At 67.5% G+C, this 14,199-nt stretch carries 10 protein-coding genes; 6 read left to right on the top strand and 4 right to left on the bottom strand.

Annotated elements, in window-relative coordinates:
• Nucleotides 1–143: 143 nt before the first annotated feature.
• On the bottom strand, nucleotides 144–770 hold the full coding sequence (locus E1263_RS38410; RefSeq protein ID WP_132176685.1) for a flavin reductase family protein: 627 nt from the start codon (nucleotides 768–770) through the stop codon (nucleotides 144–146).
• A 71-nt stretch (nucleotides 771–841) separates the two neighbouring features.
• Between E1263_RS38410 and E1263_RS38415 the strand changes: the two genes are divergently transcribed.
• The 3 genes from E1263_RS38415 (at nucleotide 842) to E1263_RS38425 (ending at nucleotide 4,444) form a co-directional block, all read left to right on the top strand.
• Complete coding sequence (locus E1263_RS38415) at nucleotides 842–1,741, top strand: phosphotransferase family protein (RefSeq protein WP_165956895.1); 900 nt, start codon at nucleotides 842–844, stop codon at nucleotides 1,739–1,741.
• Between the two features lie 878 nt (nucleotides 1,742–2,619).
• A complete protein-coding gene (mgrA, locus tag E1263_RS38420; protein ID WP_132176689.1) occupies nucleotides 2,620–3,654 on the top strand; it encodes an L-glyceraldehyde 3-phosphate reductase in 1,035 nt (344 codons plus the stop codon).
• A 433-nt stretch (nucleotides 3,655–4,087) separates the two neighbouring features.
• Entirely contained in the window at nucleotides 4,088–4,444 is a 357-nt protein-coding gene (locus E1263_RS38425; protein WP_132176691.1) for a hypothetical protein, read from the top strand.
• A gap of 211 nt (nucleotides 4,445–4,655) precedes the next feature.
• On the opposite strand, the gene E1263_RS38430 is transcribed toward E1263_RS38425, so the two are convergent.
• Both E1263_RS38430 and E1263_RS38435 read right to left on the bottom strand, forming a co-directional pair.
• The gene (locus E1263_RS38430; RefSeq protein WP_132176693.1) at nucleotides 4,656–5,645 is read right to left on the bottom strand and encodes a TAXI family TRAP transporter solute-binding subunit; all 990 of its coding nucleotides are present in this window, start codon (nucleotides 5,643–5,645) and stop codon (nucleotides 4,656–4,658) included.
• A complete protein-coding gene (locus E1263_RS38435) occupies nucleotides 5,642–7,666 on the bottom strand; it encodes a TRAP transporter permease (protein WP_132176695.1) in 2,025 nt (674 codons plus the stop codon). The genes E1263_RS38430 and E1263_RS38435 overlap by 4 nt, the downstream gene beginning before the upstream one ends.
• 118 nt (nucleotides 7,667–7,784) lie before the next feature.
• Between E1263_RS38435 and E1263_RS38440 the strand changes: the two genes are divergently transcribed.
• Together E1263_RS38440 and E1263_RS38445 are read left to right on the top strand one after the other, a co-directional pair.
• Entirely contained in the window at nucleotides 7,785–8,450 is a 666-nt protein-coding gene (locus E1263_RS38440; protein WP_132176697.1) for a response regulator transcription factor, read from the top strand.
• Nucleotides 8,451–8,486: 36 nt separating this feature from the next.
• On the top strand, nucleotides 8,487–9,830 hold the full coding sequence (locus E1263_RS38445) for a sensor histidine kinase (protein ID WP_132176699.1): 1,344 nt from the start codon (nucleotides 8,487–8,489) through the stop codon (nucleotides 9,828–9,830).
• A 46-nt stretch (nucleotides 9,831–9,876) separates the two neighbouring features.
• Here E1263_RS38445 and E1263_RS38450 read toward each other — a convergent pair whose 3' ends face one another.
• Nucleotides 9,877–10,926, bottom strand: coding sequence for a TAXI family TRAP transporter solute-binding subunit (locus E1263_RS38450; protein ID WP_132176701.1), 1,050 nt, complete (start codon nucleotides 10,924–10,926; stop codon nucleotides 9,877–9,879).
• Between the two features lie 202 nt (nucleotides 10,927–11,128).
• On the opposite strand from E1263_RS38450, the gene E1263_RS38455 reads away from it, so the two are divergent.
• Nucleotides 11,129–14,149 (top strand): alpha-mannosidase, encoded by a 3,021-nt coding sequence (locus E1263_RS38455; RefSeq protein ID WP_132176703.1) that lies wholly within the window; start codon nucleotides 11,129–11,131, stop codon nucleotides 14,147–14,149.
• Nucleotides 14,150–14,199 lie beyond the last annotated feature (50 nt).

Raw genomic sequence — 14,199 nt, forward strand, 5'->3', positions numbered from 1 at the left:
AGCCCACAGCCAAGCCCCCGGCCCGCTCTCCCCCGACGTCCATCTGGTGACCCTCACCTCCACCGGCCACGCCACCTGGCACCCTGCAACCATCTCAATGTCCAGCACCGCCCTCGCCCTGTCTCCGCAACTGGCGACCCTCATCAGCTCCCTTCCCGATGAGTGAAGTGACCGGGCCAGTCATCGTTCGGGATGCGGGTGATCTCGCGAATCTCCCCCAAGGTCGACCACTCGTCCTTGCCAAGCCGTGCCAGCGGGCGCAGCAGGCGAACCTCCGGGCGACCATCGGCGAGGACCGCTTCGTCGATGGCGATCGCCCGGACCTGCCCGATCACGATCGTGCAGTCGCCGAGCTCGAGCGTGGTGTGCAGCGTGCATTCGATGGCGACCGGCGATTCAGCCACCCGCGGGACGCCAACAGTCCGGGACGGCTCCGGCGTGACTCCGATCGCCGCGAACTCCGACACCTCGGGTGGGAAGTCCGTGCCCGACGCGTTCACCTGCTCGAACAACGGCTCCGCCGCGAAGTTCACGACGAACTCACCGGTCGCCTCGACGTTGTTCAGGCTGTCCTTGCGGCCGACCGAGGTGAACTGCACCATCGGCGGCCGCACACACGACACCGTGAAGAACGAGTGCGGCGCCAGGTTCAGCACTCCGTCGGCCGACTGGCTCGACACCCACGCGATCGGCCGCGGAACGACCACCGAGTTCAGCGTCGCGTAGATCTCCCGTGGCCCAACGCTTTCCGGATCCAGTTCGATACGCACTCCGGCAGTACATCAAACCTGTTGCCCAGCACCCCGATCCACCACGAGGATCACCTCGATCGGAGGAACCCTTGACCGAGAACGACGACGATCTGCCCGCGGCCGTCATCCGGCTCGCCGGGTGCTACAACCTCCCGGCCGAGGAGGTGCACGAAGTCCCGGGCGGCGTCGCGAACCGTGCCTTCGCCCTCGGCCCGCAGTTGTTCGCGCGGGTCGCCCGCAACGGCTACGAAGCAGACCTGGACAAAGAGACGATGATCATCCCGGCCGCCCGGTCCGTAGGCGTCCGCACCCCCGCCATCCTCGAGTACGACAACACCTGCACGATCGTCCCCGCGCCGTACGTCGTGATGGAGCGCGTGCACGGGGTCGAGCCGGCCGCTGCCCCGGTGGAGATCGCGACCGATCTGGCCCGTCTGCACGCCATCTTCCAGGCGCCACCGGATGCTCCGCCGCTGGCCGGCGTACCGGCGGACGACTGGGGGTCACCCGGACACACCGTGCAGGCACTGGCCATCGACGGGCACCTCGATCAGGCGACCGCCGATTGGCTCTCCGGGTGGATCGTTCGGCTGGATTCACGCTTCGATCGGTCAGCGCCCAAGGTGCTGATCCACGGAGATGTTGCCCCACACAACCTTCTCGTCGACCCCGGCACCGGCGCTCTGCAAGCACTGATCGACTGGGGTGACGCGGCGTGGACTCCACGCGCCCAGGACTTCGCAAAACTCCGGCTCTCCGAGGTCGCTGCGATCCTCCCGCACTACCTAGCCGCCACCAGGCAACCTCTCAACGCCGACGAACTGGCCGCCGGCATCCTCCACTTCCATCTCTCCTGGTCCCTCAGCAAACTGACCGCAAGACCCTGGCAGGGCCAACGCCACTGGACGGCACCACCCCTGAGCCGGTTCGCCGGCCTCCTGCAGTTCTTCACGACCAACCCGCCAGCCCCCTGGTCGACCCTCACCTGACCCAGCCTGGGCTCCCTATCCGCCAAATCAGCCAGATCAGCCGGCGAGGCACGCGGGGTCGGTGTTGACCGGCGTTCACGGCGACAGCCTGCCGCCCTCGCCAGAGCCCCGCTGTGTCACAGCGGACGGACATTTGCTGCGGCTGCGTACACCTACTCGGGACCGTGGCCATGCGGTGAGGTGTCCGCGGTCCCCACGTGGTGTCTCCAGTACGCCGGATTTCCTCGTATCCGGTTGGTGGTTCGCGGTTGGTCGGTAGTCCGTGGGTTGCAGTCGGCGGGGAATGTTGCGGTCTGCGGTGGGTTGGCGTGGGCTCGGCCGGTGATGTCTGGGGATGGCTGGTCGCCGCTGCGGCCGATTAACGGCGGCGTGGCTGGTCGCCGCAGGGGCTGAGCTGCTTGGCGAGGTGGGCGATCGCGTGACTCGTTGCTTGAGGTTGCTGGGCTGTGGTTGCTGTCGATGATGACGAGGCCTGACAGGTGACCCGCCGCGGTGGCTTTCAATGACATGTCAGGTGGTTCGGGGTGCTGCGCGCTGGCGTCCGGCGAGGCTGGGGAGCGCTACGCACCGGAATCGGCAGGCAGCACTCCCCAGCCCCGGCAAACGGTCACCACCCGGACTTGCCCAACCCCTAGCGCTCTCTCGCGTCTCGCGTCCAAGGGTGGGTCGGCTGCTCTTTGTGCGCCGGCCTCATCTTTGAGAATCCACCAACCATTTCGAGGCGCCTCGCGTGGTTGGTGGGTGCACAAAGATGCGGTGCGTGCACAAAGGGGCGGCGGCGGTTACCAAGAAGGTGGGGTTCTTGGTGTCAGAGCTGCGGTTTCTTGTGCAAAACAAGGGGTTTTGCGCTTGTTACGACATGGTGCAGACTGAGTAGCGTGACTGACTACGTGGCTGCACAGGAGCGGTACGACGACCGGATGGTCTATCGGCGGACGGGGCGGAGTGGGTTGCAACTGCCGGCGATCTCGCTGGGGCTGTGGCACAACTTCGGGGACGACAAGCCCTTCGAGACGCAGCGCGACATTCTGCGCCGCGCGTTCGACCTCGGCGTGACGCACTTCGACCTGGCGAACAACTACGGCCCGCCGTACGGCGCCGCGGAGACGAACTTCGGGACGCATTTCCAGCGGGACTTCAAGAAGTACCGCGATGAGCTGATCCTGTCGAGCAAGGCGGGTTACGACATGTGGCCGGGGCCGTACGGGCAGGGCGGGGGCTCGCGGAAGTACGTGCTGGCCTCGCTCGACCAGTCGCTGGCCCGGATGGGCGTCGACTACGTCGACATCTTCTACTCGCACCGGTTCGACCCGGACACCCCGCTCGAGGAGACGATGGGTGCCCTCGACACCGCAGTCCGCTCCGGCAAGGCCCTGTACGCCGGAATCTCGTCGTACAGCGCGGAGAAGACGCGGGAGGCGGCGCGGATCCTGCAGGAGCTGGGGACGCCGCTGCTGATCCACCAGCCGTCGTACTCGATGCTGAACCGCTGGATCGAGGAGGACCTGCTCGACGCCGTCGGTGAGCTCGGAGTCGGTGTGATCGCGTTCTCGCCGCTGGCGCAGGGCGTGCTGACCGACCGCTACCTGGGCGGTATCCCGGAGGGGTCCCGGGCCTCGCAGGGCAAGTCGCTGGATCCGGAGTCGCTGACCGAGGACACCCTCAAGCATGTCCGCGCGCTGAACGAGATCGCCAAGGACCGCGGCCAGTCGGTCGCTCAGCTCGCCCTGGCCTGGACACTGCGTGACGAGCGCGTCACCAGCGCCCTGATCGGCGCCTCCAGCGTCAAGCAGCTCGAAGGCAATCTCGAGGCCGTCCGCAACCTCAAGTTCAGCGAGGAAGAGCTCGAGGCCATCGACGCCGACGCGGTCGAGGCCGGCATCAACCTCTGGAAGAAGAGCTCCGACCACTGATCCATCCGTAATGTTACGGAAAGTCCCGGGGGTGGTTGCGTTGTGCAGTGGGCGGGCACACGCGGGGAGGTCCCCCACGACGGCCCGGTCTGTGGAGGACGCGGGCCGTCAGCATGTCCGTGGAATCCCTTGTCCTACTGGGATTCCATGGACACCTTCAAGGTAACGGCGAATCTCGTCGGCCGAACGCTGTCAAGCCTTTCGAAGACCGTCGAGTGCCGATTTTGTCAGGGACCACGATTTCCGAGGTGCTGTCACCTCCGGAAACCTCGACACTCCACGGCCGCATATCAAACGTTTGTTGCAATTGCTTATCTTTCGCCTTGCGGCTGGACGGTTTCGGGGGGAATCGAAATGTTAGGACCAAGTGAAGGTGCTGCCTAGCGTCTGCGGTGAATCACGACGACACCAACGAAACGAAGGGTGCTACGGCATGATGATGAAGACCGTACTGCGGGCAGCGCTGGCCAGTGCAGTGGTGGCCACCTCGGCCATCACGATGACGACGACGGCCTCGGCAGGGTCGAACGGCTGCGTCTGGATCGGCTTCGACGGCGACGGGCGGCCTGTCACTCAGCACCAGTCCGGCTGCGTCTCCGGGACCTACCACATGGACCTGTTCTACCCGGGCGTGCAGGACAGCGACGGCCCGTACCAATGGAACGGGGGCGTCCGGCGCACGACCTGGAACCGCTTCCCGGCCAAGGGCACCAAGGTCTGCGCCCAGGTGTGGCGGCACAAGTCCGACGGCTCCTTCGAGAGCGGCGGCCTGCCGTGCGAGACCCGCTAGTTGCACCTGTGAACAGCCCGGCCTGAGTGCCGGGGATCTTGATTCCAGCAGCGACGCCGGAGGCGATAAGAGTAATGACCGGGCCCGGGTCCCTCGGATGCCTCCGAAGGGCCGGGCCCGGTCGACCGGCTCCCACTGCGCCTGGTTGCGGGAGCCGGCCTGACGTCCTCTCCCGCTGCGCCTGGTGTGCGGGAGAGGACGGTTCAGGGGATTACTTCAGACCGTCGAGCGCCTTCTGGGCGCCTGGGTGCAGCGGCACCGGCTCGGTCTTGGCAGCGTTCTCCTTGGTGATGCCCTTGGCGGCGGCGTTCACCGCGACCAGCGCATCGAGGTTCTCGTAGATGGTCTTGGTGAGCTGCTCGGCCAGCTCGTCCTTCATGTCCTTGCGGACCAGCAACACGTTCGGTACGACGATCGTCGCGACGTCGCCCGGCTGCTTGTACGTCGCGGCCGGGATCGGCGCCTCGGCGTAGACCGAGCCGTACTTCTCGGTCATTTTCGGCAGCAGATCGGCGATCGGCAAGAGTTTGACCCCCTTGCCGAGGCTGGTGGTCAGATCGGTGATGCCACCGGTCGGCAGCCCGCCGGACCAGACCAGCGCGTCGATCGAGCCCGACTTCATCGCGTCCACCGACTCCGGCAGACCGAGCCGCTGGGCAGTGACGTCCTTGGCCGGGTCGAGACCGGCGGCCTCGAGCAGCCGCCGGGCGATCACCTCGGTGCCCGAGTTCGGCGAGCCGGTGGAGACCCGCTTGCCCTTCAGGTCGGCGATCGAGTTGATGTTCGCCGAGGTGCGGACCGCGACCTGCGTGTAGTTGTTGTACAGCCGGGTCAGCGCGACCACGTCCTGCTTGGTCTGGAAGCTGTTCTCACCCTTGACCGCATCCGCCGCAGTGTCGCCGAGCGAGAAGGCGATGTCGTAGTTGCCGCCGACCAGACCCTGGATGTTCTGCACCGAGGCGCCGGTCTCGCTCGCGGTCGCCCGGTAGCCGGTGACCTTCTGCGAGATCACCGAGGCCAGCGCGCCACCGAGCTGGTAGTAGACGCCGGTGGTGTTGCCGGTGGTGTTGCCGGTGGCAATGGTCAGCCGGCCGCCGGCCGCCGTACCGGAGCCGGTGGGTTCGCGTTGGCCACCACAGGCGACCAGTGAGACGGCGGCGGCGAGCGCCACCACGACAGCGGGGAGGCGACGGATTCTCATGATCTGGCGGATCCTTCCGTGGGTGCGGCCAGGCGTTGCCGCCGGACCACATTGATGACGACGGCAACAAGTAGCAAACCGATTCCGACGCTGATGGTTACGGGCGCGAGGTAAAGCAGCAGCAGTGCGGCCGGCACACACAGCGCGCGCTCGATCCAGGTGGTCGCGACGAAGATCCAACCTCCTGTCACGACAGCAAGTGCGGCAACGGCGAGCATCGAAACCGCCAGCGTCCACACCATGCCGATGAACGATCCCTGACCGAGCAGATGCGCGCCGTTGTCGGTGAGCACGAAGGCGAACGGGACCAGGAAGGCAGGCAGGGTGTACTTCCACGCCTGCCACATCGTCGGCATCACTTTGCCACCGGTGATCGCCGACGTCGCGACCGCGGCGAGCGCGGTCGGCGGCGACACTTCCGACAGCACGGCGTAGTAGAAGATGAACATGTAGGCCTCGGCCTGCGTCACGCCGAGCTGCACGAGCGCCGGCGCGATGATCACCGCGGCGATGATGAAGGACGCGGTGACCGGCACCGCAAGACCCAGCACCAGTACGGCGAACGCCGACAGCACCACCGTCAGAATCAGGATCACGGTGTGGTTGTCGGTGAACCCACGAGCAGCGCCGACGATGATCTCGGCCAGGTTCAGCCCAAGCCCGGTCTGCGTGGTCACCGCAACGATCACGCCTGCCGTCGCGCAGGTCGCCGCCACCGGCAGGACCGAACGGGTGCCCTGGGCAAGTGCTTTGAAGAGCGGCCGCCCGGTCAGCCGGTGTTCCTTGTCCAGGAACGACAGCCCGAACTGGATAATCACCGCGTAGACCACGGCCTTGAACGGCGGCACGTCGACCGCCATGAAGCCGATGATCACGAACAGCGAGAGGAAGTGGTACCCGAACCGGAACAGCAGCTTCCGCGCGGACTGCGTCGAGGTCTCGGCCGACGTCGTACCGTGCCGGCGGGCGTCGATCTCGATCGCGAGCAGGATGCCCAGGTAGTACAGGATCGTCGGGATCACGGCGTAGCCGAGCACGGTCAGATACGAGACCTGCAGGAACTCGGCGATGATGAAGGCCGCTGCGCCCAGGGTCGGCGGCGACAGGATCGCGCCGATGCCGGAGGCCGCGAGCATGCCACCGGCCGGCTCGGGCGGATACCCGGCCCGACGCAGGATCGGCCACGACACAGTGCCTAGCGATACGGCGGTCGCCGTACCGGAGCCGGAGACGCTGCCCAGCAGGAAGCCCGCCAGGGTGACGGTGCGGCCGGGTGCAGTGCGGCTCTTGCGGAAGGCTGCGAAGGACAGGTCGATGAAGAACTTGCCTGCACCCGAGTAGTCGAGCACTGCGCCATAGATGGTGAAGAGCACGATGTACGAAGCCGCGACACTCAACGGCGTTCCGTAGAAGCCCGCCGTCCCCATCGTGAACTGGCCGATGATCGCGTCGAAGTTGAAGCCCTGGTGCGCCAGCGACCACGTGTAGGGCAGGTAGCCGCCGTAGTACGCATAGGCGATGAACAGCAGGCTCACCACCGGCAGCACCCACCCCGTCGTACGACGGCAGGCTTCCAGCAGCAGCACCAGCAGTACGGCGCCCATCAGTACGTCGAGACCGGTCGGAGTCTGACGCCGTTCCAGGAACCCGTCGAAGTCGAGCAACGGGTAGACGCAGACCGCGAGCGAGATCAGCGCCAGCAACCAGTCCGTCAGACCGGGGTCATCATGGGACCGCGCCTTGAACGGATTGAGGACCGCCGGGACCTTCCAGCCCCGGTAACACAGCAGGGTGATCGGCAGAATGGCTGCGAGAAAGATCACCAGGTAAAACTGCGTCCCCTGTGGTAGGGGGAAGAACACCTGGGCCAGTACGCCGACACTGACGATCACGCACCAGACCGAGATCACCAGGTCCAGGGCAGGCCGAAGTCGCCGAGCGGGGCGCTCCTGCTCATACTCGGCAAGCTCTTCGTCCGAGGGCGTGCTCACGCCACCCCCCGAACCGATACCGACAGTCATCTACCGGTTCCCTCCTGTGTGCGGAAGGCTAATGTTGCCGAACACTGCGTGGAGTCGCGTGATTACGTCTTTACCAAGATCTGACACATTCCCCTCCGACCTGGCCTACGATCACCGCATGAGTGGCGCCGTCAGGATTTTGCTCGTCGAAGACGATCTCGATATCGCCAATGCCTTGATACCCGCACTGCGGCGTTACGGCCTGATGGTGACCCATGTCCGGACGGCGGCGGACGCCCTCGCGGCGGACCCCGGCGACCTGGTCCTGCTGGACCTCGGACTGCCCGACGGAGACGGCATCAACGTCTGCCGGCAGATCCGTTCGGTCTCCGACGTCCCGGTGATCGCGGTCACTGCGCGCGGTGAGGCGGCCGACCGGGTCCGCGGGCTGCGCAGCGGTGCGGACGACTATGTGGTGAAACCCTTCGCGATTTCCGAGCTGCTGGCCCGGATCGATGCTGTACTGCGTCGTACCGGCCTCTTGCAGCCCCGCCCCCGGGTGACTGTCGGCGACCTCACGGTCGACATCGAGGCCCGGACCGTCCAGGTCGCTGACAAGCCCATCAGCCTGACCCGCAAGGAGTTCGACGTGCTCGCAGTGCTGGCCGCGCACCACGGCCGGGTCGTGCCGCGCGAACAGGTCGCCCTGTACGCCTGGCAGTCGGTCTTCGAGGCCTCCTCGCGGACCATGGACGTGCACGTCGCCAACCTGCGGGCCAAGCTCGGCCGGCCGGAGCTCGTCCAGACGATCCGCGGTGTCGGTTACCGCCTCGGCTCGGACTGACCGTTGCGCCGTCGCCTACTGCAGTCCCTCGTTCCGATGGTGGTTCTGCTCGCCATCATCGCCACCGTCCCGCTGGCGAACTTCATCGCCACCGGCGCCTCCCGCACCCTGTTCCTGTCCCGCAGCAACGACGCGGACTGGTTCGGCACCATGGCGGAGGCTCCGCTGCAGTCCGGTGACATCGCCAACCTGCGCGAAATGGCCGTCCGGTACGACGAGCTCTACGACACCCCGGTCTTCATCGTGGACGACAACAACAAGGTGGTCGCCACGTCGAAGTCCGGTGTGGAGCTCACTGAGCCCGCCATCGCGACCGCCCTGGGCAGCACGCTGGCCGGCCGGCTTCCGGCCGAGCCGCCGGCGCTGTGGCCGTGGCAGAGCGGCGAGATGATCGTCGCCCGCCCGGTTGCCAACAACGGCCGTGTCCTAGGCGCCGCCGTACTGCGGGTGCCGACCGACGGCCCGCGGGCGGATGTCCAGCGCAGCCTGATCCTGCTGCTGATCGGATTGCTGATCAGCATCGGCGCGATCATCGCCGGCATCGTCCGGCCGATCAGCCGCTGGGTCGTCAAGCCGCTGAAGGACCTGGACAACGCAACGCACCAGATCACCCGCGGCGCCCTCGACACCCGAGTCTCCACCGACGGTCGTGCTCCGGAGCTCCGCCGTCTCGGCGACAGCTTCAACTCGATGGCGCTCAGCCTGCACCAGGCCCGTCAGCGCGAGCGCGAGTTCGTGGCCGACGCATCGCACCAGCTCCGGACGCCGCTGACGTCGGCCCGGATCCACATCGAGGGCCTCTCCCGGCTGTCCCCGACCGCACGCTTCGCCCTCAGCGACATCGACCGGCTCGGCCGGATCGTCCAGCGTCTGTCCCGGCTGGCCGGTTCAGACCGGCCTGGAGCCGACGCCGAGGGCAACAGCGAGGAGCCGCTGGATCTCGCGCAGGCGGTCAAGGAGCGGCTCGTCGGCTGGAAGGCCGTGTACGCCGCCGACGACCTCGAGCTCATCATCGGCGAGATGGTCCCGGGTGGTGTCGGTCCCGAGCTGGAGGTCGACGACATCCTCGACGTCCTGCTCGACAACGCCTCCAAGTACGGCGCTCCGCCCGTCGAGGTCTCGGTCACCCGCGACGCCGACGAGGTCGTCCTGTCGGTCCGCGACCACGGCCTCGGCCTCGGCTCGCGCGACCTCAAGAAGGTCGGCGAGCGGTTCTGGCGCAGTGCGCACCACCGCGAGATGCCGGGCACCGGTCTCGGCCTGGCGATCGTTCGCTCCGAGGCAGCGCGGGTCGGCGGCCGCGTGGTCGCCCGCCCGCCGATCGGTGGCGGTCTGGTGATCGAGGTCCGCGTCCCGCTGATCGACGACTACGACCTCTGACAGCACCATCCGGTACGGCGACAGTTCGCCGTACCGGATCTTTGGCTCAGATGTGGTTGGCGCGGTACCAGCGCTCGGCCGCCTGATGCAGCGGCACCGGCATGGTCGCGATCGCGGACCGGGGATCCAGTGCGCTGGCCTCCGGGTGGTAGTGCTCCGGGTCGGCCGGGTTGCCGATCAGGTCCTTCTGGCGGCGGAAGAGTGTGTTGACGATCCACCAGGCCCAGGAGTCCGACAGGTTCGGCCGGGCGATCAGGTAGTTCGGGATCGTCAGGGTCGCGACGGCGCTCGCCAGGTCGTACGTCTTCGGCGGGATCGAGGAGACGATGTAGCCGCCGAACTGCTTGAGCGCGATGGTCTCCGCCGTCTCGGCGATGTCGACCAGCCGGAAGCCGATGGACTTCTGCAGCTTCTTGATCGGGTCGGTCGGCAGACCGCCGCTCCAGATCATCGCGTCGATTCCCGTGCCCGGCTTGTCGGACTGTGCCTTCAAGGCGGCGACGGCAGCGTCGAGCGACAGCATCCTCTTGAGGACCGTGTCACCGACGCTCCGGCGGTCGTCGAGCTTGGCCGTGTCGAGGATCATGTCGGCGACCAGTTTGGTCCCGGAGCCCTCCGGGCCGACGCTGACGATCTTGTTCTTCAGATCCTGCAGGGTCTTGACCTTCGACGCCATCGGCACCACGACGTGCACGTAGTTGTCATAGGTCCGGCCCAGCGAGGTGAATCGCAGCGCCCCGCTGGCGAAGGCACCGACCCCCTCATAGGCGGCGTAGGCCGAGTCCGATGTCGTGAAGCCGACGTCGTGCCTGCCGCTCGCGACCTTCTTGAGGTTGTCGATCGACCCCAGACTCGCGACCGGGGTCAGCATCATCCCGGTCACCTCACCGACCAGACTGGCCAGCCCGGTGCCGAACTGGTCGTAGACGCCACCCTTGTTGCCCGTCGCAAGCGTCGCCGGAGCGGCCGGTGCGGGCTCGTCGCGGCGGCCCCGGGAACACCCGGGGAGCGTGAGCGCAGCAGCGGCGGCCGCCCCCAGGCCGAGCGCGCGGCGCCGGCTCATCGAATCCGGAATGATCAGGCGGGGACGATCCATACGGACAACCTATGTGGCAATCGGGCCGGATCGGTAGCCGTGCGTGCCGGCCGCTACCGAACCGCTACCCGGAGCATCCGTCGGCAGGTTCTCACAAACTATGTCTGGACGGGCCCCCGGTCGGTGTGACAGCGTTGTCATGACGCGACCGCGTGAGTTGCGTTCCCAACCCCATGCCAGCTGGCCCCCGGAGGATGATTCCGTGCACGACGACCGTCAACTCATCGAGGAGCGGCTGCAGCGCGCCCTGCGGGAACGGATCCGCCCTGCGGTCTACGGCGCTGCCGTCCCGCTGGACATCGAGGTGTGGCACGCCCCTGGTGAGCCCGTGTCACCCGCTGAGGCGCTCGCGCAGACCTTCGAGCCGGCCGCCATCGGCCTGCCCTGGGGTCCCGCCTGGGGCACCGCGTGGTTCAAGTTCAGCGGTCAGGTCCCGGCCGAGTGGGCCGGCAGCGAGATCGAGGCGGTCATCGACCTCGGCTTCAGCGGCGGCCCCGGCTTCTCCGCGGAAGGCCTGGTTCACACCACCGGCGGCCGGCCGCTGAAGGGCCTGCACCCGCGTCAGACCTACGCACCGCTGTCGATCCTGGGCCCGGACGGTACGGCGGCCGCGGCCGGCGACTCGATCGAGTTCTACGTCGAGGCCGCTGCGAACCCGGAGGTCCTCGGTGACGCCGGTGGCTTCTCGCCGACGACGATCGGCGACAAGCCCGAGCCGGGCGGCAAGCCGATCTACCAGCTCACCCGCGCCGACCTGGCCGTGTTCAACGCCGAGGTGTGGGATCTGATCCTCGACCTCGAGGCACTGAACAGCTTGCAGAACGAACTGCCGCTCCAGGAGCCGCGCCGCCGCGAAATCCTGCGCGCGCTGAGCCGTTCCCTGGACGCACTGGACTACGAGAACGTCGCCAAGACCGCGAGCGACGCCCGCGCGCAACTGACCGACGTACTGAGCCGTCCCGCGCACGCCAGCGCACACCAGGTCTCCGCCGTCGGTCACGCCCACATCGACTCGGCGTGGCTGTGGCCGCTGCGTGAGACCCGCCGCAAGGTGGCCCGCACGGTCTCCAACGTCGCCACGCTGGCCGAGGAGTACCCGGAGCTCATCTTCGCGTTCTCGCAGGCCCAGCAGCACGCCTGGGTGAAGGAGAACTACCCCGAGGTCTGGGAGCGGCTCAAGAAGGCCGTTGCCGAGGGCACCATCGTTCCGGTGGGTGGCATGTGGGTCGAGTCCGACACCAACCTGCCCGGCGGCGAGGCGCTGGCCCGGCAGTTCGTGCACGGCAAGAGGTTCTTCCTGGACGAGTACGGCATCGACACCCAGGAGGTCTGGCTGCCGGACTCCTTCGGGTACACCGCCGCCCTGCCGCAGCTGGTGAAGCTGTCCGGCTCGAAGTGGTTCCTGACCCAGAAGATCTCCTGGAACAAGGAGAACAAGTTCCCGCACCACACCTTCTGGTGGGAGGGCCTGGACGGGAGCCGTGTCTTCACGCACTTCCCGCCGATCGACACCTACAACTCCGACCTGTCCGGTCGTGAGCTCGCCCGCGCCCAGCGAAACTTCCAGGAGAACGGCGCCGCGACCCGATCGCTGGCCCCGTTCGGCTACGGCGACGGCGGTGGCGGCCCCACCCGTGAGTTCATCGCCACCGCACGCCGGGTCGCGAACCTGGAGTCCTCGCCGCGGGTCACCATCGAGTCCCCGACCGACTTCTTCAGCGCCGCCGAGGAGGAGTACGCCGAGCACGCCCCGGTCTGGTCCGGCGAGCTCTACCTCGAGATCCACCGGGCGACGTACACCTCCCAGGCCAAGACCAAGCAGGGCAACCGCCGCAGCGAGCACCTGCTCCGCGAGGCCGAGCTCTGGTCGGCCGCCGCCGTGGTCGCCGGCAAGCTCGACGCCTACCCGTACGCCGACCTGGACCGGATCTGGAAAGCCGTACTGCTGAACCAGTTCCACGACATCCTGCCCGGTTCGTCGATCTCCTGGGTGCACCGCGAGGCCGAGGAGACCTATGCCCGGTTGGGCGCCGAGCTCGAGGCGATCATCGCCAAGGCCCAGCAGGCGCTGGCCGGTGCCGGCTCCGAGTCGATCGTCTTCAACGCTGCGCCGCACACGCGCAACGGGGTCGCCGGTCTGGGCTCCGCCGTCGCTGCTGCCGCCGGGACCCCGGTCTCCGTGGCGGACGGCGTACTGGACAACGGCGTCATCCGGGTCACCATCGACGAGCGCGGCCTGATCACCTCGCTGTACGACGTCGAGGCGCAGCGCGAGGTCATCGCACCAGGCACCGTCGGCAACCTTCTCCAGCTGCACGTCGACACCCCGAACCAGTGGGACGCCTGGGACGTCGACTCGTTCTACAAGAACAACGTCCGCGACATCACGGAGGTCGACAGCGTCGACTTCAGCACCGTCGACGGTGTCGCCACGGTCGTCGTGAAGCGCTCCTTCAACCGCTCCACGGTCACCCAGACCCTGCGCCTCGAGCCCGGTGCGAAGCGGGTCGACATCGAGACCGAGATGGACTGGCACGAAGCCGAGAAGTTCCTCAAGGCGTCGTACCCGGTAGACGTGCACGCCGACCGCTCGGCGTCGGAGACCCAGTTCGGCCACATCTTCCGCCCGACCCACCAGAACACCTCGTGGGACGCGGCCAAGTTCGAGATCGCCGCCCACCGCTGGGTCCACGTCGGCGAAGCCGGCTACGGCGTGGCCGTCGTCAACGACTCCACCTACGGCCACGACATCAACCGCACCGCCCGCCCCGACGGCGGCACCACCACCACGATCCGCACCTCGCTGATCCGCGCCCCCCGCTACCCCGACCCGAACACCGACCAGGGCATCCACACCGTCAACCACGCCCTGGTCGTCGGCGCCGGCATCCCCGAAGCCGTCTCCGAGGGCTACCGCATCAACCTCCCCGAACGCACCGTCACCGGCGCCGCCGGGGCCGACCCCCTGGTCACCCTCGACAACCCGAACCTCGTCGTCGAAGCCCTCAAGCTCGCCGACGACGAGTCCGGTGACGTCATCGTCCGCCTCTACGAATCCACCGGCGGCCGCTCCCGCGCCACCCTCACACCCACCTTCAGTGTTTCGTCGGTGACCGAGGTTGACCTCCTGGAGCGTCACCTCGCGGACCGGGACCTGGATGGTGGGGTCGCTCTCGACCTCCGCCCCTTCCAGATCATCACCCTCCGCCTCAAGCGCTCCTAACCCCCGAGGGGCACCACCACCCCCCACCCCGGTGCCCCTCGGGGGTTAGG

This window comes from Kribbella antibiotica, assembly GCF_004349055.1.
GTDB lineage: Bacteria > Actinomycetota > Actinomycetes > Propionibacteriales > Kribbellaceae > Kribbella > Kribbella antibiotica.